We start from the raw sequence: 23,001 nt of genomic DNA on the forward strand, positions 1-23,001 counted from the left end.
TCGATCGACTAAACTTGAGTAGAATCCTCCCCCCAGGGCAAACAACGATCGTTCGCAAGTACTCCGAGGTGCTGTTCCATGTTTTATCCAGAGCAATTTGACGTCATTATCATCGGTGGTGGCCATGCCGGAACCGAAGCCGCCATGGCTGCGGCACGTATGGGACGTCAGACTTTATTACTGACCCACAATATCGACACGCTGGGACAAATGTCCTGTAATCCGGCGATCGGTGGTATCGGGAAAGGGCATCTGGTCAAGGAAATCGATGCACTCGGCGGGCTGATGGCCAAGGCGATCGACCATGCGGGCATCCAGTTTAGGATACTAAACGCCAGCAAAGGCCCAGCAGTGCGAGCCACTCGAGCTCAGGCAGATCGCGTCCTGTATCGCCAAGCCGTTCGCACCGCATTGGAGAACCAGCCCAACCTGATGATCTTCCAACAACCGGTTGAGGATCTGATCGTCGAGAACGATCGAGTAGTGGGTGCGGTGACCCAGATGGGGCTGAAATTCCGTGCCAAAGCGGTAGTACTGACCGTAGGCACCTTCCTGGATGGCAAGATCCACATCGGCCTGGAAAACTACAGCGGTGGCCGTGCTGGGGATCCTCCGTCGATCTCTTTGTCACAGCGTCTGCGTGAACTGCCTCTGCGTGTCAATCGCCTGAAAACGGGTACACCTCCCCGTATCGATGCACGCACTATCGATTTCAGCGTTCTGGCTGAGCAACATGGCGATACGCCAATTCCAGTGTTTTCTTTCCTGGGCAACGCCAGCCAGCATCCGCAACAGGTGCCGTGCTACATCACGCACACCAATGAAAAAACCCATGACGTGATCCGCAATAACCTCGATCGTAGCCCGATGTATGCCGGGATCATCGAAGGGATCGGCCCACGCTACTGCCCATCGATCGAAGACAAAGTGATGCGCTTTGCCGATCGTAATGCGCACCAGATCTTCCTGGAACCTGAAGGGTTAACCAGCAACGAGATCTACCCGAACGGGATTTCCACCAGTTTGCCGTTTGACGTACAGATGCAGATCGTGCGTTCGATGGAAGGGATGCAAAATGCCCGCATCGTTCGCCCTGGCTATGCCATCGAGTACGATTTCTTCGATCCACGCGATTTAAAACCAACGCTGGAAAGCAAATTTATTCAAGGGCTGTTCTTCGCAGGCCAGATCAACGGCACCACCGGTTACGAAGAAGCTGCTGCACAAGGCCTGTTGGCAGGATTGAATGCCGGGCGTTATGCCGTTGAAGACGAAGGCTGGTCACCACGCCGCGATCAGGCTTATCTGGGGGTGCTGGTGGACGATCTCAGTACGCTGGGCACCAAAGAACCGTACCGCATGTTTACCTCACGTGCCGAATACCGTTTGATGCTGCGCGAAGACAATGCCGATCTGCGCCTGACGGAAAAAGGCCGCGAATTGGGGCTCGTTGACGATGAACGCTGGCAGCGCTACTGCGAAAAGCTCGAGCACATCGAACAGGAACGCCAGCGTCTGCGTGATATCTGGGTACATCCGCATTCAGAGAACGTCGAGCAGGTTAACGTCTTGCTGAAAGCGCCTCTGTCACGTGAAGCCAACGGCGAAGAACTGCTGCGCCGTCCGGAAATGGATTATGCTCAACTGACAGCGGTGGCCGCTTTTGCTCCTGCACTGGCAGACACCGAAGCCGCTGAGCAAGTGGAAATTCAGGTGAAATACGAAGGCTACATCGCTCGCCAGCAGGATGAGATCGACAAGCAACAGCGCAACGAGAACACCGTGCTGCCGCTGGATCTCGATTATCGTCAGGTCTCCGGATTGTCCAACGAGGTGATCGCCAAACTGAACGATCACAAGCCTAACTCGATCGGCCAGGCTTCGCGCATTTCCGGTATCACACCTGCAGCGATCTCCATTTTGCTGATCTGGCTGAAAAAGCAGGGCTTGCTGCGCCGCAGCGCATAAAATCCGTTCACCGAGTGGCCGTTTGCCTATCTGCTGAGCAAACGGCCGCTGACATCACCTCAAGCCTGAATTATCATAGACTGCCTTAGTGAGCAGTTGCAGATTGGCCTGCTGTTCCAAGCCTGTCAGAGGACTCTGTTGTGCAAAAAAAATTGGATTCGTTGCTTGCAGCGGCTGGAATTTCGCTTCCCGATCAACAAAAGCAGCAATTGTTGGGTTATGTCGCTATGCTCGACAAGTGGAACAAGGCTTACAACCTCACTTCTGTGCGCGATCCTCAGCAAATGCTGGTGCGTCATATCATGGACAGCATCGTGGTGAATGCTCATTTGACGGGTTCACGCTTTATTGACGTTGGCACCGGCCCTGGTTTGCCAGGCATTCCGTTGGCTATAGTGCGGCCCGATGCCCATTTCACCCTGTTAGACAGCCTGGGCAAGCGTGTACGCTTCCTTCGCCAGGTACAGCATGAGTTGGGGCTGAACAATATCGAACCGGTACAGAGCCGCGTAGAAGAGTTTGTGGCAGAACCGCCGTTTGATGGTGTGATCAGCCGGGCTTTTGCTTCACTGCAAGACATGTTGGCTTGGTGTCACCATCTGCCAGCCAAAGGGCAGGGGCGTTTTTATGCGCTGAAAGGAGTTTGCCCGCAAGACGAGTTGGCCCAGTTGCCAGAAGGGGTTTCTCTGGAGTCGGTGGTGCGTTTGCAGGTACCTGAGCTGGATGGCGAGCGCCATTTGATCGTCCTGAAAGCCCACTAAAGCCAAATCAGAATTGTTTAGCATCAAATAATCAGCGATTGGTGTAGGGTACAGAAGGTAAATAGCAAGCAGGCTAATCAGATAGGTCCTCCTCTTCGTTTGTTTACCTTTAATTAACATTGTGATGTCAAAAATGCATCATTCCAGTGGGTGATAGTCACGTTAGCAACAATGTGTGAAAGATTCCGATTTGCTGTCAGTGTTAATTGAGTGTTGCTTTATTATTCCTGTGAATGTCAATAAAAGGTTTTTACGGGGTATAAGGATTGTTTTTGAACGGTTACGTTGTAATGATTTGATTTATAATATTTTTTGATCGCCCAAAAAGCTAAAGACCTAGGTCGTGAACCTGGGCTATAACTCATTAATAGTCAGTATTGTGATCGGTTGCACGTTTCTTACCGCAACCGTGGAATAGTCAGACAAATAAATGCGAGCGATTATTCCGGCCATTTTCTTGTGAAAATAGCCCGAAAAGGGGAAATTTAAATAATTGTTCACCTTTTCGCTACTTATCGATTGAATTCGTTGGAGTGGCCCGTATAATTTGCACGTTTTTTGCTGCTTGACTCAGAACCGCAAAGGCAGTTTTATACGTCGGCATACCCCCTCAGGGGTACGGAGAGAACAAACGTCATGTCTGTGTCCCTGTACAGCGGAAAAGTTGCACGCAAGTTGCTGTTGCTGCAGTTAATGACTTTTGTTTTGATCAGCGCTGCTTTCGGCCTGAAAAGTCTGGAGTGGAGCGGTTCGGCACTGGCAGGTGGCCTGGCTGCCTGGTTACCCAATGCCATGTTTATGCTGTTTGCCTTGCGTCATCAGGCACAGACGCCGGCACCCGGACGGGTTGCCTGGTCGTTCGCCATTGGTGAAGGGCTAAAGGTCGTGATCACCATCGTTTTGCTGATCGTGGCGCTTGGGGTGTTCAAAGCGGCGTTTGTACCGCTTGGCCTGACCTATTTAGCGGTGTTGATTGTGCAGATAGTGGCACCAGCCGTGATTAACAGTTACCGAACTTAACTAAATAAGGGTAAGAGGCATCATGTCTGCAGGAGAAGTCTTGACTCCACAGGAGTATATCGGTCACCACCTGACGCAGCTTCAGGTCGGGACGGGGTTCTGGTCGGTTAACGTCGACTCGATGTTTTTCTCCATTGTCCTCGGGGTGGTCTTTCTGGCGGTTTTCCGCAAGGTAGCCAAAAACGCCACCAGCGGCGTGCCCGGAAAGTTGCAAACCGCCGTTGAGCTGATCGTTGGCTTTGTCGATAACAGCGTTAAAGATATGTACCACGGCAAGAGCAAGGTGATTGCTCCGCTGGCGCTGACGGTATTCGTCTGGGTGTTCCTGATGAACCTGATGGACCTGATCCCGGTCGACTTCCTGCCGTTTATCGCTGAGAATTATCTCGGTCTGCCAGCACTGCGTGCGGTGCCTACCGCCGACGTGAACATCACGTTGTCGATGGCGTTGGCCGTATTTGTCCTGATCCTGTTCTATAGCATTAAAATGAAAGGCATTGGTGGGTTCGTCAAAGAGTTAACCATGCAGCCGTTCAACCACCCGGTATTTATTCCCATTAACCTGATCCTTGAAGGTGTCAGCCTGCTGTCCAAACCTGTTTCACTGGGTCTGCGACTGTTCGGCAACATGTATGCGGGTGAGTTGATCTTCATCCTGATTGCTGGTCTGTTGCCGTGGTGGTCACAATGGATGCTGAGTTTGCCTTGGGCAATCTTCCACATCCTGATCATTACGCTTCAAGCCTTTATTTTCATGGTTCTGACGATCGTCTATCTGTCGATGGCGTCTGAAGAGCACTGATTTTCTTAAAACACTTGCACTATTAAACTGAAACAAACTGGAGACTGTCATGGAAAACCTGAATATGGATCTGCTGTACATGGCTGCCGCTATTATGATGGGGTTAGCGGCAATCGGTGCTGCGATCGGTATCGGCATCCTGGGTGGTAAATTCTTGGAAGGCGCTGCACGTCAACCTGATCTGATCCCTCTGTTGCGTACACAGTTCTTTATCGTTATGGGCCTGGTTGACGCCATCCCGATGATCGCTGTTGGTCTGGGTCTTTACGTGATGTTTGCTGTCGCGTAAGTAGGGGTAACCCTCTACAAACAACCATTAATTAACTTTTAAAGAGGCATTGTGCTGTGAATATTAACGCAACAATCCTCGGCCAGGCTATCGCGTTCATCCTGTTTGTCTGGTTCTGCATGAAGTATGTATGGCCGCCGATTATGGCAGCCATCGAGAAGCGTCAGAAAGAAATTGCTGATGGCCTCGCTTCTGCAGAACGTGGCAAAAAAGATTTGGACTTAGCGCAGGCCACTGCGACCGACCAGCTGAAAACTGCCAAAGCGGAAGCCCAGGCGATTATTGAGCAAGCAAACAAACGCAAAGCTCAGATCGTGGACGAAGCGAAAGCAGAAGCCGAGCAGGAGCGTAACAAAATCGTCGCGCAGGCTCAGGCTGAGATCGAAGCCGAACGTAAGCGCGCTCGTGAAGAGTTGCGTAAGCAAGTCGCGATGCTGGCAATTGCCGGTGCCGAGAAGATCATCGAACGTTCCGTGGATGAAGCTGCTAACAGCGACATCGTTGATAAACTGGTCGCTGAACTGTAAGGAGGGAGGGGCTGATGTCTGAATTTATCACCGTAGCTCGCCCCTACGCCAAAGCAGCTTTTGACTTTGCCGTTGAGAACCAAAGCGTAGAACGCTGGCAGCAAATGCTGGCGTTTACTGCTGTTGTCACGCGTAATGAACAGATGGCGGAACTGCTTTCCGGTGCTGTCGCACCTGAAACCTTGTCCAACACGTTTATTGCGGTTTGTGGCGATGAGCTCGACGAACATGGCCAGAACTTTATCCGTGTAATGGCCGAAAATGGGCGTTTACTGGTCCTTCCTGCGGTGCTGCAACAGTTCATCGAACTGCGCGCCGCGCTGGAATCCACCGTCGAAGTCGAGGTGCTCTCATCGAGCGCACTGAACGACACACAGCAAGCCAAGATTGTCGCTGCGATGGAAAAACGTCTGTCACGCAAAGTTAAGCTGAATTGCAAAATTGACAAGTCTGTACTGGCCGGTGTCATTATCCGTGCCGGTGATCTGGTGATCGATGGCAGCGTACGTGGCCGTCTCGAGCGCCTGGCAGACGTCTTGCAGTCTTAAGGGGACTGGAGCATGCAACTGAATTCCACCGAAATCAGCGAACTGATCAAGCAGCGCATTGCTCAGTTCAATGTAGTGAGCGAAGCTCACAATGAAGGTACCATCGTTTCCGTCAGCGACGGGATCATCCGCGTACACGGTTTGGCCGAGGTTATGCAGGGCGAAATGATCGCACTGCCAGGCAACCGTTACGCAATTGCATTGAACCTGGAGCGTGACTCTGTAGGTGCCGTGGTCATGGGTCCGTATTCGGATCTGGCCGAAGGCATGAAGGTAAAATGTACCGGCCGTATTCTGGAAGTTCCGGTTGGCCGTGGCCTGCTGGGCCGCGTAGTCAACACTCTGGGCGCACCTATTGATGGTAAAGGCCCGGTTGACAACGACGGTTTCTCTCCGGTTGAAACTATCGCACCTGGCGTTATCGAACGTCAGTCTGTTGATCAGCCAGTACAGACCGGCTACAAATCGGTCGACGCCATGATCCCAATCGGTCGTGGCCAGCGTGAGCTGGTGATCGGCGACCGTCAAACCGGTAAAACCGCCCTGGCGATCGATGCGATCATCAACCAGCGCGATTCCGGTATCAAATGCGTTTACGTGGCTATCGGCCAGAAAGCGTCCACCATCGCTAACGTGGTGCGCAAGCTGGAAGAGCACGGCGCACTGGCCAACACTATCGTGGTTGTGGCTACCGCGTCAGAATCCGCTGCACTGCAATACCTGGCGCCATATGCCGGTTGCGCAATGGGCGAATACTTCCGTGACCGTGGTGAAGATGCGCTGATCGTATACGATGACCTGTCCAAACAGGCCGTTGCTTACCGTCAGATCTCCCTGCTGCTTCGCCGTCCACCAGGTCGTGAAGCTTACCCAGGCGACGTATTCTACCTCCACTCCCGTTTGCTGGAGCGTGCTGCGCGTGTTAACGCCGACTACGTTGAAGCCTTCACCAAAGGTGAAGTCAAAGGCCAAACCGGTTCACTGACCGCTCTGCCGATCATTGAAACCCAGGCGGGTGACGTTTCCGCGTTCGTTCCGACCAACGTAATCTCGATTACCGATGGTCAGATCTTCCTGGAATCCAACCTGTTTAACTCCGGTATTCGTCCGGCGGTTAACCCGGGTATTTCCGTATCCCGTGTGGGTGGTGCAGCACAGACCAAGATCATGAAAAAACTGTCCGGTGGTATTCGTACCGCTCTGGCACAGTATCGTGAACTGGCTGCGTTCTCTCAGTTCGCTTCCGATCTGGACGATGCAACGCGTAAACAGCTGAGCCACGGTCAGAAAGTGACCGAGCTGCTGAAACAGAAACAGTATGCGCCGATGTCCGTCGCACAACAGTCTCTGGTGCTGTTTGCCGCCGAGCGTGGCTACCTGAACGACGTAGAAGTGGCGAAAGTCGTCAGCTTCGAAGCCGCTCTGGTTGCTTTTGCGGACCGCGAGCATGCCGAACTGCTGAACCACATCAACCAAACTGGTGCTTATAACGATGAGATCGAAGGCAAGCTGAAAGGCATCCTCGATACCTTCAAGGCAACCCAGTCCTGGTAACGCATAGCGGCCTGCCGTTGCAAGACGGCAGGCCGCTGGCAATGAGGAGAAGCAGAGATGGCCGGCGCAAAAGAGATACGTAGTAAGATCGCCAGCGTGCAAAACACGCAGAAGATCACTAAAGCGATGGAAATGGTCGCCGCCTCCAAAATGCGTAAATCGCAGGAACGCATGGCGGCCAGCCGTCCTTATGCAGAGACCATGCGCGAGGTGATTGGTCACCTGGCTTTAGGGAATCTGGAATATAAGCACCCGTACCTGGATGAGCGTGACGTTAAGCGCGTCGGGTATCTGGTGGTGTCTACTGACCGTGGTCTCTGTGGCGGCTTGAACATCAACCTGTTCAAGAAGCTGTTGGCAGAGATGAAAGGCTGGTCTGAAAAAGGCGTTGAAGCTGATTTAGCGCTGATTGGCTCAAAAGCGGCCTCTTTCTTTGGTTCCGTGGGCGGCAACGTGGTTGCCCAGGTGACCGGCATGGGGGATAACCCTTCCCTGTCGGATCTGATCGGTCCAGTGAAAGTGATGTTGCAAGCCTACGACGAAGGTCGTTTAGACAAGCTGTACGTTGTCAGCAACAAATTTGTTAATACGATGTCCCAGGAACCGCAGTTACTGCAACTTCTGCCATTGCCACCTTCTGATGACAGTGAACTGAAGAAAAAATCCTGGGATTACCTGTATGAGCCCGATCCAAAAGTGCTGCTTGATACCTTGCTGCGCCGTTATGTGGAATCGCAAGTTTATCAGGGCGTCGTGGAAAACCTGGCCAGCGAGCAGGCCGCACGAATGGTCGCGATGAAAGCCGCAACCGATAACGGCGGTAGCCTGATCAAAGAGCTGCAGTTGGTATACAACAAGGCGCGTCAGGCCAGCATCACTCAGGAACTCACCGAGATCGTTTCGGGAGCCTCCGCGGTTTAAGCTAGGTTTACGAATTACGTAGAGGATTCAAGATGGCTACTGGAAAGATTATCCAGGTAATCGGCGCCGTGGTGGACGTCGAGTTCCCTCAGGATGCCGTACCGAAAGTGTACAACGCTCTTGAGGTTGCAAACGGCACCGAGAAATTGGTGCTGGAAGTTCAGCAACAGCTGGGTGGCGGCGTGGTTCGCTGTATCGCAATGGGGACCTCAGACGGTCTGCGTCGTGGTCTGGCCGTAACCGACCTGCAGCACCCAATTGAAGTACCGGTAGGTAAAGCTACCCTGGGCCGTATCATGAACGTATTGGGTGAACCAATCGACATGAAGGGCGACATCGGCGAAGAAGAACGTTGGGCTATTCACCGCCCTGCGCCAAGCTACGAAGAGCTGTCCAGCTCCCAGGATCTGCTGGAAACCGGTATCAAGGTAATGGACCTGATCTGCCCGTTCGCCAAGGGTGGTAAAGTTGGTCTGTTCGGTGGTGCTGGTGTAGGTAAAACCGTAAACATGATGGAGCTGATCCGTAACATCGCGATCGAGCACTCCGGTTATTCTGTGTTTGCGGGCGTGGGTGAACGTACTCGTGAGGGTAACGACTTCTACCACGAAATGACCGATTCCAACGTACTGGACAAAGTTTCCCTGGTTTACGGCCAGATGAACGAGCCACCAGGTAACCGTCTGCGCGTTGCGCTGACCGGCCTGACCATGGCTGAGAAGTTCCGTGACGAAGGTCGTGACGTACTGCTGTTCGTCGATAACATCTACCGTTATACCCTGGCCGGTACCGAAGTGTCCGCACTTCTGGGCCGTATGCCATCGGCGGTAGGTTATCAGCCAACGCTGGCGGAAGAGATGGGTGTTCTGCAAGAACGTATCACCTCTACCAAGACTGGTTCAATCACCTCTGTGCAGGCCGTTTACGTTCCTGCGGATGACTTGACTGACCCATCACCAGCCACCACCTTTGCTCACTTGGATGCAACCGTGGTACTGAGCCGTAACATCGCTTCTCTGGGTATCTACCCGGCCGTTGACCCGCTGGATTCCACCAGCCGTCAGCTGGATCCGCTGGTAGTTGGCCAGGAGCACTACGACGTAGCGCGTGGCGTGCAGTCTATTCTGCAACGCTACCAGGAACTGAAAGATATCATCGCCATCCTGGGTATGGACGAGCTGTCAGAAGATGACAAGCTGGTTGTATCCCGTGCGCGTAAAATCCAACGTTTCCTGTCTCAGCCGTTCTTCGTGGCAGAAGTCTTTACCGGTTCTCCGGGCAAGTTCGTATCGCTGAAAGACACCATCCGTGGTTTCAAAGGCATTATGGACGGCGACTATGACCACCTGCCGGAGCAGGCGTTCTACATGGTTGGCACCATTGAAGAAGCAGTGGAAAAAGCCAAGAAACTGTAACGCCTTGAGAGGAGGGTGATATGGCTATGACTTACCATCTGGATGTCGTCAGCGCGGAAAAACAGATGTTTTCCGGCCTGGTGCAGAAGATCCAGGTGACAGGCAGCGAAGGCGAACTGGGGATCTTCCCTGGCCATGCGCCGCTGCTGACTGCCATCAAGCCTGGCATGGTGCGTATTGTTAAACAGCACGGTGAAGAAGAGTTCATCTACCTGTCCGGCGGTATCCTTGAGGTACAGCCGAGCGTGGTAACCGTGCTGGCGGACACTGCCATCCGTGGAACGGACCTCGACGAAGCGAGAGCGCTGGAAGCTAAGCGTAAAGCTGAAGAGCACATCCGTAGCTCTCATGGCGATGTCGACTATGCTCAGGCATCTGCTGAACTGGCGAAAGCGATCGCGAAACTGCGCGTTATCGAGCTCACCAGAAAAGCGATGTAAATTCCCACGTTGCCTGCAGCGTGTGGAAATAAGAAAGCGGCCCCTGTGGGTCGCTTTTTTTTTGTTTTAAAATAAGCGTTTCAACCGGCCAGGCATTGTGCTGTATTAGCGCTGACGCCGCCGTGAAGCGTCGCCGATCGCCGACAGTTTTTTCACTGTACGGTTGGATTGCAACCATTGGCTGCAGGCTAGGAGCCATGCGGCCTGCGCCGGATTCGTGTAGAGAAATATGTAGTAATTCCGCCATCAAACGGTTTTACTTTCGTCCATCAAAATGGAGTTATCAGGTTGCTTATGTCTAACAGCGCAATGAGCGTGGTTATCCTCGCCGCGGGCAAGGGAACACGCATGTATTCCGACCTTCCCAAGGTGTTACATCCGCTGGCGGGTAAACCAATGGTGCAGCACGTCATTGATGCTGCCATGAAGCTGGGGGCCAAAAACGTCCATCTGGTTTACGGCCACGGCGGCGAGCTGCTGAAAAGCACCCTGCACAATGATGCACTAAACTGGGTGTTGCAGGCCGAGCAGTTGGGAACCGGCCATGCGATGCAGCAGGCAGCACCGCATTTTGCCGATGATGAAGACGTGCTGATGCTGTATGGCGATGTGCCATTGATCGCCGTTGAAACGCTGACCCGCCTGCTGGCAGCCAAGCCTCAGGGTGGTATTGGTCTGCTGACGGTGAAGCTGCAAGACCCGAGCGGTTATGGCCGCATCGTACGTGAAAACGGCACCGTGGTGGGCATTGTCGAACATAAAGATGCCAGCGATCAGCAGCGCCAGATTAATGAGATCAACACCGGCATTCTGGTGGCCAACGGCCGCGATCTGAAGCGCTGGCTGGGCAAGCTGAACAATAATAATGCCCAAGGTGAATTCTATATCACCGACATCATTGCCCTGGCGCATGCTGAGGGTAACAAGATTGAGGCGGTTCACCCGGCGCGCCTGAGCGAAGTTGAAGGCGTGAATAATCGCCTGCAACTGTCGCAGCTTGAACGCGTGTATCAGGCCGAGCAGGCAGAGAAACTGCTGCTGGCTGGCGTGATGCTGCTGGATCCGGCACGTTTCGATCTGCGTGGCGTGCTGGAACATGGCCGTGACATCTCCATCGATGCCAACGTGATTATCGAAGGCATGGTCAAGCTGGGTAACCGCGTGAAGATCGGTGCTGGCTGCATACTGAGAGATTGCGTGATTGGCGACGACTGCGAGATCAGCCCATACAGCGTGCTGGAAGATGCGCAGCTGGAGGCGGCCTGTACCGTTGGCCCATTTGCCCGTCTGCGCCCTGGTGCCGAACTGGCGGAAGGTGCCCACGTTGGCAACTTCGTGGAAATCAAGAAGGCCCGCCTGGGCAAAGGCTCCAAGGCTGGCCATCTGAGCTATCTGGGCGACGCCGAGATTGGCGACGATGTGAATATCGGTGCCGGTACCATCACCTGCAACTACGACGGTGCCAACAAGCACAAAACCATTATCGGCGACGGCGTGTTTGTCGGCTCGGACACTCAGCTGGTAGCTCCGGTCACCGTAGGCAAAGGGGTGACGATAGCTGCCGGTACCACGGTGACCCGTGATATTGCGGATAATGAGCTGGTGTTGAGCCGGGTCAAGCAGGTGCACATTCAAGGCTGGCAGCGTCCAACCAAGAAGAAGTAGGTCCCCTCACCCCAACCCTCTCCCACAGGGAGAGGGAGCTATTTCGGTGTTGTGGGCGGGTTCAGAAATTAATCTGTGGTCCTGCGTAGGGGCGCTGCATGCTGCGCCCGTTTTAACTAGTGTTTTGCTCTGTACTTTCACTAAAGAGTACAGAGCAAAACATAATAATCCCCATTCTCTACAGGCTCGGGGAAGCACGGTAAAACCGGCAAAAATCAGGTCGAGACATCGAAAGCGCCCGCAAGGCGTTTAATTAGGAATACAACAGATGTGTGGAATTGTAGGTGCAGTAGCGCAACGTGATATCGCCGAGATCCTGCTGGAAGGTTTACGTCGCCTGGAATACCGGGGCTATGACTCAGCGGGTCTTGCCGTGGTGGATAACGAAGGTAACGTCAGCCGTTTACGTCGTGTCGGCAAGGTACAAAAACTGGCTGAAGCGGCAGAGCAACAGGATCTGCATGGTGGTACCGGGATTGCCCATACCCGTTGGGCGACGCACGGTGAACCTTCAGAGGCGAACGCGCATCCTCATGTTTCAGATTACATCGCGGTAGTGCATAACGGCATTATCGAAAACTACGAGCCGCTGCGCGAACAGCTGATTGCGCGTGGTTATCACTTCAGTTCTGAAACCGATACCGAGGTGATTGCTCACCTGGTGCATTGGGAACAGAAACAGGGCGGTACGCTGCTGGAAGTGGTTCAGCGTGTGATCCCGCAACTGCGTGGCGCTTATGGCACCGTGGTGATGGACAGCCGCGATCCGAGCGTATTGGTGGCTGCCCGTTCAGGTAGCCCGCTGGTGATTGGCCGTGGCGTGGGCGAGAACTTCATTGCTTCCGACCAACTGGCTCTGCTGCCGGTAACCCGCCGCTTTATCTTCCTGGAAGAAGGCGATGTGGTAGAAGTGACCCGCCGCACCGTCAGCATTTTTGACAAGCAGGGTAATGCGATTGAGCGCCCAGAGATCGAATCTCAGGTGCAATACGACGCCGGTGACAAAGGCGCATACCGTCATTACATGCAAAAAGAGATTTTTGAGCAGCCAATGGCGCTGAAAAACACCCTTGAGGGGCGTTTCAGCCATGGCAAGATCGACCTGAGTGAGCTTGGCCCGCACGCTGACGAACTGCTGTCAAAAGTGCAGCACGTGCAGATCATCGCCTGTGGGACTTCTTACCACTCGGGGATGGTGGCTCGTTACTGGTTCGAGTCGCTGGCCGGTGTGCCTTGTGACGTAGAGATTGCCTCCGAATTCCGTTATCGCAAGTCAGCGGTACGTCCAGGCAGCCTGATCATCACCCTGTCTCAATCTGGTGAGACCGCCGATACGCTGGCAGCACTGCGCTTGTCCAAAGAGCTAGGGTACTTAGGTTCTCTGGCCGTGTGCAACGTGGCGGGTTCTTCGCTGGTGCGTGAATCCGATCTGGCGCTGATGACCAAGGCCGGTACCGAAATCGGCGTTGCCTCCACAAAAGCCTTTACCACACAGCTTGCTGTGCTGTTGATGCTGGTGGCGCGTCTTGGCCGGCTGAAAGGGATGGCGGAAAGCGTAGAGCATGACATTGTGCATGGTCTGCAAGCCCTGCCTGCGCGTATCGAGCAGATGCTGTCACTGGATAAGAGCATCGAAGCGCTGGCGGAAGGTTTCTCTGACAAGCATCACGCACTGTTCCTTGGCCGTGGCGATCAATACCCGATCGCTATGGAAGGGGCGCTGAAGCTCAAAGAGATTTCCTATATCCACGCAGAGGCGTACGCAGCCGGTGAGCTTAAGCACGGCCCGCTGGCGTTGATCGATGCCGACATGCCGGTGATCGTGGTTGCGCCTAACAACGAGCTGTTGGAGAAGCTTAAATCCAATATCGAAGAGGTGCGTGCCCGTGGTGGTCAGCTGTATGTGTTCGCCGATCAGGATGCCGGCTTCGTCAGCAGCGAAGGGATGACCATCATCCCACTGCCGCACGTGGAGGATATCGTCGCACCGATCTTCTACACCGTGCCGTTGCAGTTGCTGTCTTACTACGTTGCCCTGATCAAAGGCACCGATGTGGATCAGCCACGTAACCTGGCGAAGTCCGTTACCGTGGAATAATCGTTAACCTTCCTGCTATGAATACCGTGTTGGGTTACTCAACACGGTATTTTTTTAGCCCCGGTTTTACCATTAACGCTATGATTGGCGGGTGATGCTACAGGGAAGGGAATGCGTAGATAATGAATATTTTGATTACAGGGGCACGGGCTCCGGTGGCGATAGAGTGGGCGCGTATTGCGTTGCGCAGCGGGCACCGCGTCTGGTTGGCGGATAGCCTGAAGTGGCCGCTGGGCCGCTTTTTGCAAGGGATTGAAGGTTATCTACGGCTTCCCTCCCCGCGCCAGGATCTTGCCGGTTATCAACGGCAGCTGCAAGGCTATCTCGACCAACATGCTATTGAGCTGCTGATCCCCACCTGTGAAGAGATCTTCTACCTCTCCCAAGCGTTTGCTGCGTATATCGGGCCTACCGAGTGGCTGATACCTGAACGGCGGTTGCTATTTGAACTGCATCATAAGTACCAAAGCCTGAGCCTGTTAACGGGATTGGGTGAGGTGCGGACTCCTGCGACCCGATTACTGACCTCCTGCTCGCAAATTGCCGACGATCCCCTGACCATTTTGAAACCGGTTTATTCACGCTTTGGTCGCCAAGTGATCCGCACGCCGAAACCGGGTGTATTGAACGATCGACAGCTCAACGAGCATATCCCCTGGGTGCAGCAGCAGAAATTAGACGGCGTGGCGTTGTGTAACTATGCCGTTTTTGAGCACGGCAGGCTAATCGTGCATCAGGCTTATCAACCCAAATACTGCTTCAATCAGGCTGCAGGCAGCTACTTTGTTCCCTATCAGGATCGGCGGCTGGACGATTTTGTCCGTCAGTTTGGGGAAAAAACCGGCTTTCATGGCCAGGTGGCGTTCGATTTTATCGAACAGGACGGGGTGATTTTTGTTATTGAGTGTAATCCCAGGGCCACCAGCGGCCTGCATTTGCTGGGGGCTCAGATGTCCATCGCTGCCGATGGGCAATTGCAATATCTGCCAGCGCCGCCCAAGGCAGGACATGTGGGCGTGATCGTACTGTTATTTTTTGCCTGGCAGGCTTGGCGCGATAAGCAGTTGGCGACGCTATGGCAGGATTTTCGCCAAGCGCCTAATCTGCTCAACGATCCCCGTTGGCCGATAAGTGCCGGAGCACAGTGGTGCGCGTTGTTGGAAATGGGGTACCGCAGCTTGCGCTATCGGCGGCCCCTCACCGATGCCAGCACTTTCGACATCGAGTGGGACGGTTAGCATGGAGCAGGTTAATCAGTGGCAGCGCCTGCAAGTGACCCTGTTGCAACAGCCAGGCATGATCGCCAATCTCCAGACGTCGATGACCGAGTATCAACAGGATGGCTTCTGGATACCGGCGACGGTCAATGATTACGTGCCCGGTAATTGCTATGTGGTTTCCCCGCTGGCTCTGATCGTTGATTACGCGCGGGATGAAATTATCAAAATCGATAACGGTGCGTTGCGGGCGCTGTGCAACGGGCTGACGCTGTTGCTGAAATGGCCCTTAGTGCTGGCATACGTCGATCGGCTCCAGGTGCTGAATAATCAGTGTCTTTCCACCAATATGACCAGCAGCCACTGGCAAACCCTGGATACCGATGCGTTGCGGCAACAGGCATTACAGCGTTATCCCCAGCATACTTTGATGATCCGTTCGCTCAATGATCAGCAGACCCCCGAGCTGTTGGCGCAGCTCTCCCAGCAAGGTTGGCTGCCTATCGTCAGCCGTCAGGTTTATTGCCTGGACGATCCTATACGCTGGTGGGGTAAAATCAACGCGCGCCGGGATGACAAACTGCTGCATCAGGTGGGATGGGAGTTCAAACGGCTGTCGGCCGATGATCCCGAGCAGATGCAGTGTGCCGAACGCCTCTATAACCAGCTCTACCTGGAAAAATACAGCCGCCAGAATGTGCAGTTTACCACCGGTTATTTATCTCAGGCCTCGCAGCTTGGCGTGTTGCAACTGTACGGTTTGTTCCACCAGCAGCAAATGGTGGGGGTGTTGGGAATGGTTCAGTTGGAACAGACGGTAACGGTGCCGATCGTCGGCTATCGGACGGAATTACCCGCATCATTGGCCTTATATCGTCGTCTGATCGCCTTTGCGTTACGCTACGCTATGGAACATAAGCTGTTCCTCAATTTGAGTTCTGGCGCGCCAGATTTTAAGCGGGTTCGCGGTTGCCAACCGGTGATTGAATACAGCATGGTTTATGTCCGGCACCTGAACGTTTATCAGCGTGGCGTGTGGGCGCTGATTTCCTGGCTTTCCCTCAAGGTCTATCAGCCGTTATTGAAGCGCTATCAGTTATGAACGTTACCAAGATAGTGGCCTGCAACTTGGGGATAGTGCGCCAGCGATTGGCAATATGACAAGCGTGTAAAAAACAGCGAAAACCGCTCATATTCAGAGAGATAGTGCAGCAACAGGCAGATTTTTGTAGATTGTTTTTTGTCTAAAAGCGCCGTCATCTCACTGATTTTAATCAACTAAATATCAATCACCCTCCACTGTAATATAACTGTCATATTTCGTACATTTAACTGTCACCAAACTGTCCTATTTTCCCTCCTGCAGCAATACTTACTCTGATGAAAACGACCCAAGGTCGATTTTGAATATCCCATTAGGAGGGATTATGAAACTGATGCGTACCACCGTCGCCAGTATTGTGGCAGCGACTTTCTCTTTGGCCTCTGTGTCCGCCTTCGCTGCTGCTAGCCTGACCGGTGCAGGTGCGACATTCCCCGCTCCGGTGTATGCCAAGTGGGCAGATTCTTATCAGAAAGAAACCGGCAACAAGGTTAACTATCAGGGGATCGGCTCCTCTGGTGGTGTGAAGCAAATCATCGCCAACACCGTTGACTTTGGTGCTTCTGATGCCCCGCTGTCCGATGAAAAACTGGCTGCGGACGGCCTGTTCCAGTTCCCTACCGTGATCGGTGGCGTGGTACTGGCGGTGAATATTCCGGGCATCAAATCCGGTGAGCTGACTCTGGATGGTCAAACCCTGGGTGATATCTACCTGGGCAACATCAAAAAATGGAATGACCCGGCGATCGTTAAACTGAACCCGGGCGTCAAGCTGCCGGATCAGGCTATCGCCGTGGTACGTCGTGCTGATGGTTCCGGGACTTCTTTCGTCTTCACCAGCTATCTGGCCAAGGCTAACGTGCAGTGGAAAGAGAAAATTGGTGCAGGCTCAACCGTTAACTGGCCAACCGGCCTGGGTGGCAAGGGCAATGACGGCATCGCCGCGTTCGTTCAGCGTCTGCCAGGCTCTATCGGCTATGTTGAATACGCTTACGCCAAGCAGAACAACCTGGCCTACACTAAATTAGTGTCTGCCGATGGCAAAGCGGTTAGCCCAACCGAAGAGAGCTTCAGCGCCGCAGCCAAAGGTGTGGATTGGAGCAAAACCTTCGCGCAGGACCTGACCAACCAGAAAGGCGACAACGTCTGGCCAATCACCTCCACCACCTTCATCCTGGTGCACAAAGAGCAGAAGAAGCCTGAGCAGGGCGCAGAAGTGCTGAAGTTCTTTGACTGGGCTTACAAGACCGGTGCCGCACAGGCCAGCGATCTGGATTATGCCGCCTTGCCTGCCGAAGTGGTTGAGCAAATCCGTGCTGCCTGGAAGACCAACATCAAAGACAGCTCCGGTAAGGCCTTGTTCTAACAACGCAGGGGGTGCGGCAGACCGCGCCTCAACCTGACTGTCGGGGCCCGGCACTCCGGGCCCTTCAAGCTTTAAACAGAAGAGTAATCTATGGCTGAGTACAAGCCGACCATGAAAGCACCGGGTAAAAACGGTGACATCATCTTCAGCGCGCTGGTCAGACTGGCGGCGCTGATTACCCTATTGTTGCTGGGTGGCATCATCGTTTCGCTGATTATCGCCTCCTGGCCAAGCATGCAGAAGTTTGGTTTTGCCTTCCTGTGGACCAAGGAGTGGGATGCGCCAGCCGAACAGTTTGGTGCGCTGGTACCGATCTACGGCACGGTCGTCACCTCGGTGATTGCATTGATTATCGCCGTGCCGGTCAGTTTTGGTATTGCCCTGTTCCTGACCGAGTTGGCCCCTAACTGGCTCAAGCGCCCATTGGGGATCGCGATAGAGCTGTTAGCGGCGATCCCGAGCATCGTTTACGGCATGTGGGGCCTGTTCGTATTTGCCCCGTTGTTCGCCCAATATTTCCAGACCCCCGTGGGGGAAGTGTTATCCGGGATCCCGATCGTCGGCGAGCTGTTCTCCGGCCCGGCATTTGGTATCGGTATCCTGGCTGCCGGGGTGATCCTGGCCATCATGATTATTCCTTACATTGCGGCGGTAATGCGCGATGTGTTCGAACAAACCCCGGTGATGATGAAAGAGTCGGCCTATGGTATCGGCTGCACTACCTGGGAAGTGATCTGGCGCATTGTGCTGCCGTTCACCAAAAACGGCGTGATCGGCGGTGTGATGCTTGGCCTGGGGCGCGCCCTGGGGGAAACCATGGCGGTGACCTTTATTATCGGTAACACCTACCAGCTCGACAGCTTCTCGCTGTTTATGCCGGGCAACAGCATCACCTCGGCGCTGGCTAACGAATTCGCCGAAGCGGAATCCGGGCTACATACCTCTGCGTTGATGCAGCTTGGGCTGATCCTGTTTGTGATCACCTTTATCGTCCTGGCGCTGTCGAAGTTGATGGTGATGCGCCTGGCCAAGCGTGAGGGCCGCTAACATGGCAACGATGGATATGCAAAACCCGGTAGCACTGGCGGAAAGCCGCCGTAAAATGCAGGCCTGGCGTCGGCAGAAAAACCGTCTGGCGCTGTTCCTGTCGATGGCGACTATGGTCTTTGGCCTGTTCTGGCTGGTGTGGATACTGTTCTCGACCATCACCAAGGGCATCGACGGCATGTCGCTGGCACTGTTTACCGAAATGACGCCGCCGCCGAATACCGCGGGTGGTGGTCTGGCTAACGCCATCGCCGGTAGCGGCTTGTTGATCCTGTGGGCGACCATCTTCGGCACCCCACTGGGGATCATGGCGGGGATCTATCTGGCGGAATACGGCCGTAAATCCTGGCTGGCGGAAGTGATCCGCTTTATCAACGATATTCTGTTATCCGCACCGTCGATCGTCGTGGGCCTGTTCGTGTACACCGTGGTGGTAGCGAAGATGGAACACTTCTCCGGTTGGGCCGGGATTATTGCACTGGCCCTGTTGCAGATCCCGATCGTGATCCGCACCACCGAAAACATGCTCAAGCTGGTACCGGACACGCTGCGTGAAGCGGCCTATGCGTTGGGGACACCGAAGTGGCGCATGATTTCCGCCATTACGCTGAAGGCGTCGGTCTCCGGCATTATCACCGGCGTGCTGCTGGCGATTGCGCGTATCGCCGGGGAAACCGCCCCGTTGCTGTTTACCTCGCTGTCGAATCAGTTCTGGAGCACCGACCTGATGCAGCCGATCGCCAACCTGCCGGTCACCATTTTCAAATTTGCCATGAGCCCGTTTGCCGAATGGCAACAGCTGGCCTGGGCCGGGGTGTTGTTGATCACCCTGTGCGTACTGTTACTGAATATCCTGGCGCGTGTGATTTTCGCCAAGAAAAAGCATTCATAAAAATTTAGGTGCCGCTCAGGCGATACCGTGAAAAGAGAGAAGTCTTGATGAGTATGGTTGACTCTACTTCCAGCAGCAAAATTCAGGTACGCGATCTGAACTTTTACTACGGCAAATTCCATGCGCTGAAAAACATCACGCTGGATATCGCCAAGAACAAGGTGACCGCGTTTATTGGCCCGTCTGGCTGCGGTAAATCGACGCTGCTGCGGACCTTCAACAAGATGTACCAGCTCTACCCCGAGCAGCGTGCCGAAGGCGATATCCTGCTGGATGGGCAAAATATCCTGACGGATAACCAGGACATCGCGCTGCTGCGTGCCAAGGTGGGCATGGTGTTCCAAAAGCCAACGCCGTTCCCGATGTCGATTTACGACAACATTGCCTTCGGCGTGCGCCTGTTCGAGAAATTGTCCCGTGCGGATATGGACGAGCGTGTCCAATGGGCGCTGACCAAGGCGGCACTGTGGAACGAGACCAAGGACAAACTGCACCAAAGCGGTTACAGCCTGTCCGGTGGCCAGCAGCAACGCCTGTGCATTGCGCGCGGCATTGCCATTCGCCCGGAAGTGCTGTTGCTGGATGAGCCTTGCTCGGCGCTGGATCCTATTTCCACCGGCAAGATTGAAGAGCTGATCAGCGAGCTGAAGTCTGACTACACCGTGGTGATCGTGACCCACAATATGCAGCAGGCGGCGCGTTGTTCCGACTCCACCGCATTTATGTATCTGGGTGAGTTGATCGAGTTCAGCGATACTGACACTCTGTTTACCGCGCCACAGAAAAAGCAGACCGAAGACTACATTACTGGCCGCTATGGTTGATTAGGATGCATCATGGATAACCTGAATTTAAACAAACACATTTCCGGCCAGTTCAACGCTGAACTTGAGCACATCCGCACCCAGGTGCTGACCATGGGCGGGCTGGTGGAGCAACAACTGACCGACGCCATTACCGCGATGCATAACCAGGACGGTGAACTGGCCAAACGGGTGATCGAGGGTGATGCCAAGGTCAATATGATGGAAGTGGCGATCGACGAGGCCTGCGTGCGCATCATTGCCAAACGCCAGCCGACCGCCAGCGACCTGCGCCTGGTGATGGCGATCATCAAGACCATTTCCGAGCTGGAACGCATCGGCGACGTAGCGGACAAGATCTGTCGCACCGCCCTGGAGAAATTCTCGCACCAGCATCAGCCATTGCTGGTCAGCCTGGAGTCACTGGGCCGCCACACCGTGCAGATGCTGCATGACGTGTTGGATGCCTTTGCGCGTATGGATCTGGATGAAGCGATCCGGATTTACCGCGAAGACAAGAAGGTCGATCAGGAATATGAAGGCATCGTGCGTCAGTTGATGACCTATATGATGGAAGATACGCGCACCATTCCGAGCGTGCTGACGGCGCTGTTCTGTGCCCGCTCTATCGAGCGTATCGGCGATCGCTGCCAGAATATTTGCGAATTTATCTTCTACTTCGTCAAAGGCCAGGATTTCCGCCATATCGGTGGCGATGCGCTGGACAAGCTGTTGTCAGACGGTAAAGACGAGAAAAAAGCGTAATTCAACCAGTGATTTATCCCTGAAGGCGCTGAAAATGGCGCCTTTATGCCATTTAAAAACCGTAAAGTTAAAAAGGTTATAACTATAGCGTTTAATATTATTTCCTGACCTAAGTGAGGCTTGCTAGCTTATCAGCCAGCGGGACATCAATCACTTGGGAGCCTTTCATGAAACAGCGCGTCTTAGCCTTATCTCTGTTAGCCAGCCTGACCAGCCTTGCCACCGGTGTGGCACATGCCGATAAACTCGATGATATTCAAAAAGCTGGCGTGGTGCGTATTGCGGTATTCGATAGCAACCCACCGTTTGGTTATGTCGATCCGCAGAGCAAAAAACTGGTGGGTTATGACGTGGACGTGGCCGAAGCCATCGGTAAGGCGCTGGGCGTCAAGGTTGAACTGCGCGCCACCAACCCGGCTAACCGCATTCCTTTGCTGGTATCCAAAAAGGTTGATCTGATCGCGGCCAACTTCACCATCACCGACGAGCGTGCCAAAGAGGTGAATTTCAGCGTGCCGTATTTTGCTACCGGCCAGAAATTCATTGCCCATAAGGGCGTGCTGAAAACTCCTGAAGATATCAAAAAACTGCGCATCGGCGCGGATAAAGGCACGGTGCAGGAAATTACCCTGCGTGAGCACTACCCAACGGCCAAGGTGATCTCTTACGACGATACCCCACTGGCGTTTGTTGCCCTACGTAACGGTAACGTTCAGGCCATCACCCAGGACGATGCCAAGCTGGTTGGCCTGCTGGGCAACCTGCCCGCTGCGCAAAAAGCCGACTTTGAAATCTCTCCGTTCAGCATCACCAAAGAATATCAGGGCGTTGGTATCCCGAAAGGCGAAGATCGCCTCACGGCTACCGTTAACGATACCTTGATCAAACTGGAAAAAGACGGCGATGCGGTGAAGATTTACGATCGCTGGTTCGGCCCGGAAACCAAAACCGCCCAACCGCGTGGCGATTTCAAGATCGGCCCGTTGGATCAGCAACCTAAAGCCTAATCTCCCTTCTCCCTCTCCCCGGTTTTGAACCGTGACGGAGAGGGTTGGGGTGAGGGGAAGTACCTCGCATGAATCTGCAACAACTCTCAGACTGGCTGTTGGCGCCGCAGTATCTGAGCTGGCTATGGAATGGCTTCTTGATGACCTTATGGCTGTCGGCCTGTGCCGGGCTGGCGGCAACGCTGCTGGGTTTTGGCCTGGCGGCGATGCGGGACAGCAGCCTGCGCCCGTTAAGCTGGCTGGCGGTGGCCTACAGCGCGCTATTTCGCAATACTCCTCTGCTGGTGCAACTGTTCTTCTGGTATTTCGCCGCAGGGCAGATCCTGCCTTCCTTCGCCATGCAATGGCTGAATACCCCCCATCAGTTAGGCTTTCTCGACTGGCCCTCTTTTGAATTCCTGGCGGGCTTCTTCGGCCTGACGCTTTATTCCACCGCGTTTATTGCCGAAGAGATCCGCTCCGGTATCCGTGGCGTCGCCAGTGGACAAAAGTATGCAGCCTACGCGCTAGGGCTGACCGGCTGGCAATCGATGCGTTATGTGGTGTTGCCCCAGGCGCTGAAAATCGCTTTCCCGCCGCTGCTGGGGCAGTACATGAACGTGATTAAGAACTCATCGCTGACCATGGCGATCGGCCTGGCTGAGCTGTCTTACGCTTCGCGCCAGGTGGAAACCGAAACTCTGCGGACCTTCCAGGCGTTTGGCGTGGCAACGGTGTTGTATATCGCCATCATTGCCCTGCTGGAAGGCTGGGGCATGTGGCGTCAACAGCGTAAACCGCTGGGGGGGCACTAA

General features: G+C 54.1%; 23 protein-coding genes. 22 read left to right on the forward strand and 1 reads right to left on the reverse strand.

Translation table 11 applies throughout. The features are described 5' to 3' along the window. The first annotated feature begins 78 nt into the window (after positions 1 to 78). From mnmG to WN53_RS07795, 11 genes are all read left to right on the forward strand, one after another. Positions 79 to 1,968, forward strand: a complete 1,890-nt coding sequence (mnmG, locus tag WN53_RS07745; protein ID WP_024484682.1) for a tRNA uridine-5-carboxymethylaminomethyl(34) synthesis enzyme MnmG — start codon at positions 79 to 81, stop codon at positions 1,966 to 1,968. A gap of 140 nt (positions 1,969 to 2,108) precedes the next feature. Beyond that, on the forward strand, positions 2,109 to 2,729 hold the full coding sequence (rsmG, locus tag WN53_RS07750) for a 16S rRNA (guanine(527)-N(7))-methyltransferase RsmG (RefSeq protein WP_024484683.1): 621 nt from the start codon (positions 2,109 to 2,111) through the stop codon (positions 2,727 to 2,729). 636 nt (positions 2,730 to 3,365) lie between these two features. Further along, entirely contained in the window at positions 3,366 to 3,749 is a 384-nt protein-coding gene (gene atpI, locus WN53_RS07755; protein WP_024484684.1) for a F0F1 ATP synthase subunit I, read from the forward strand. Between the two features lie 22 nt (positions 3,750 to 3,771). Beyond that, the gene (gene atpB, locus WN53_RS07760) at positions 3,772 to 4,551 is read left to right on the forward strand and encodes a F0F1 ATP synthase subunit A (RefSeq protein WP_024484685.1); all 780 of its coding nucleotides are present in this window, start codon (positions 3,772 to 3,774) and stop codon (positions 4,549 to 4,551) included. 49 nt (positions 4,552 to 4,600) lie between these two features. Further along, positions 4,601 to 4,840 (forward strand): F0F1 ATP synthase subunit C, encoded by a 240-nt coding sequence (gene atpE / locus WN53_RS07765; protein WP_004393045.1) that lies wholly within the window; start codon positions 4,601 to 4,603, stop codon positions 4,838 to 4,840. Between the two features lie 56 nt (positions 4,841 to 4,896). Beyond that, positions 4,897 to 5,367, forward strand: a complete 471-nt coding sequence (gene atpF, locus WN53_RS07770; RefSeq protein ID WP_024484686.1) for a F0F1 ATP synthase subunit B — start codon at positions 4,897 to 4,899, stop codon at positions 5,365 to 5,367. A 14-nt stretch (positions 5,368 to 5,381) separates the two neighbouring features. After that, a complete protein-coding gene (gene atpH, locus WN53_RS07775) occupies positions 5,382 to 5,915 on the forward strand; it encodes a F0F1 ATP synthase subunit delta (RefSeq protein ID WP_024484687.1) in 534 nt (177 codons plus the stop codon). A gap of 12 nt (positions 5,916 to 5,927) precedes the next feature. Next, a complete protein-coding gene (atpA, locus tag WN53_RS07780; RefSeq protein ID WP_021181427.1) occupies positions 5,928 to 7,469 on the forward strand; it encodes a F0F1 ATP synthase subunit alpha in 1,542 nt (513 codons plus the stop codon). Positions 7,470 to 7,526: 57 nt separating this feature from the next. Further along, on the forward strand, positions 7,527 to 8,390 hold the full coding sequence (gene atpG / locus WN53_RS07785) for a F0F1 ATP synthase subunit gamma (RefSeq protein ID WP_021181426.1): 864 nt from the start codon (positions 7,527 to 7,529) through the stop codon (positions 8,388 to 8,390). Between the two features lie 32 nt (positions 8,391 to 8,422). Continuing rightward, positions 8,423 to 9,805 (forward strand): F0F1 ATP synthase subunit beta, encoded by a 1,383-nt coding sequence (gene atpD, locus WN53_RS07790; RefSeq protein ID WP_024484688.1) that lies wholly within the window; start codon positions 8,423 to 8,425, stop codon positions 9,803 to 9,805. A 20-nt stretch (positions 9,806 to 9,825) separates the two neighbouring features. After that, complete coding sequence (locus tag WN53_RS07795) at positions 9,826 to 10,245, forward strand: F0F1 ATP synthase subunit epsilon (RefSeq protein WP_004933814.1); 420 nt, start codon at positions 9,826 to 9,828, stop codon at positions 10,243 to 10,245. On the opposite strand, the gene WN53_RS28595 is transcribed toward WN53_RS07795, so the two are convergent. Next, the gene (locus WN53_RS28595; protein WP_158645270.1) at positions 10,226 to 10,492 is read right to left on the reverse strand and encodes a hypothetical protein; all 267 of its coding nucleotides are present in this window, start codon (positions 10,490 to 10,492) and stop codon (positions 10,226 to 10,228) included. The genes WN53_RS07795 and WN53_RS28595 overlap by 20 nt on opposite strands. Before the next feature lie 47 nt (positions 10,493 to 10,539). Between WN53_RS28595 and glmU the strand changes: the two genes are divergently transcribed. From glmU to WN53_RS07850, 11 genes are all read left to right on the forward strand, one after another. Next, the gene (glmU, locus tag WN53_RS07800; protein ID WP_037412125.1) at positions 10,540 to 11,910 is read left to right on the forward strand and encodes a bifunctional UDP-N-acetylglucosamine diphosphorylase/glucosamine-1-phosphate N-acetyltransferase GlmU; all 1,371 of its coding nucleotides are present in this window, start codon (positions 10,540 to 10,542) and stop codon (positions 11,908 to 11,910) included. A 268-nt stretch (positions 11,911 to 12,178) separates the two neighbouring features. Next, complete coding sequence (glmS, locus tag WN53_RS07805) at positions 12,179 to 14,008, forward strand: glutamine--fructose-6-phosphate transaminase (isomerizing) (protein ID WP_024484690.1); 1,830 nt, start codon at positions 12,179 to 12,181, stop codon at positions 14,006 to 14,008. Between the two features lie 122 nt (positions 14,009 to 14,130). Beyond that, positions 14,131 to 15,246 (forward strand): ATP-grasp domain-containing protein, encoded by a 1,116-nt coding sequence (locus WN53_RS07810; protein ID WP_024484691.1) that lies wholly within the window; start codon positions 14,131 to 14,133, stop codon positions 15,244 to 15,246. Position 15,247: 1 nt separating this feature from the next. Next, on the forward strand, positions 15,248 to 16,327 hold the full coding sequence (locus WN53_RS07815) for a GNAT family N-acetyltransferase (RefSeq protein ID WP_024484692.1): 1,080 nt from the start codon (positions 15,248 to 15,250) through the stop codon (positions 16,325 to 16,327). A gap of 325 nt (positions 16,328 to 16,652) precedes the next feature. Further along, on the forward strand, positions 16,653 to 17,693 hold the full coding sequence (gene pstS / locus WN53_RS07820) for a phosphate ABC transporter substrate-binding protein PstS (protein ID WP_024484693.1): 1,041 nt from the start codon (positions 16,653 to 16,655) through the stop codon (positions 17,691 to 17,693). Between the two features lie 90 nt (positions 17,694 to 17,783). After that, the gene (pstC, locus tag WN53_RS07825; protein WP_024484694.1) at positions 17,784 to 18,740 is read left to right on the forward strand and encodes a phosphate ABC transporter permease PstC; all 957 of its coding nucleotides are present in this window, start codon (positions 17,784 to 17,786) and stop codon (positions 18,738 to 18,740) included. A gap of 1 nt (position 18,741) precedes the next feature. Next, positions 18,742 to 19,632 (forward strand): phosphate ABC transporter permease PstA, encoded by an 891-nt coding sequence (gene pstA / locus WN53_RS07830; RefSeq protein ID WP_024484695.1) that lies wholly within the window; start codon positions 18,742 to 18,744, stop codon positions 19,630 to 19,632. Between the two features lie 53 nt (positions 19,633 to 19,685). Continuing rightward, positions 19,686 to 20,456 (forward strand): phosphate ABC transporter ATP-binding protein PstB, encoded by a 771-nt coding sequence (gene pstB / locus WN53_RS07835; RefSeq protein WP_370454353.1) that lies wholly within the window; start codon positions 19,686 to 19,688, stop codon positions 20,454 to 20,456. A 12-nt stretch (positions 20,457 to 20,468) separates the two neighbouring features. After that, the gene (phoU, locus tag WN53_RS07840; protein ID WP_024484696.1) at positions 20,469 to 21,200 is read left to right on the forward strand and encodes a phosphate signaling complex protein PhoU; all 732 of its coding nucleotides are present in this window, start codon (positions 20,469 to 20,471) and stop codon (positions 21,198 to 21,200) included. A 167-nt stretch (positions 21,201 to 21,367) separates the two neighbouring features. Beyond that, on the forward strand, positions 21,368 to 22,207 hold the full coding sequence (locus WN53_RS07845) for an ABC transporter substrate-binding protein (RefSeq protein WP_024484697.1): 840 nt from the start codon (positions 21,368 to 21,370) through the stop codon (positions 22,205 to 22,207). A gap of 68 nt (positions 22,208 to 22,275) precedes the next feature. Continuing rightward, complete coding sequence (locus WN53_RS07850) at positions 22,276 to 23,001, forward strand: amino acid ABC transporter permease (protein WP_024484698.1); 726 nt, start codon at positions 22,276 to 22,278, stop codon at positions 22,999 to 23,001.

Origin of the sequence: Serratia fonticola (assembly GCF_001006005.1) — a bacterium.
GTDB lineage: Bacteria > Pseudomonadota > Gammaproteobacteria > Enterobacterales > Enterobacteriaceae > Chania > Chania fonticola.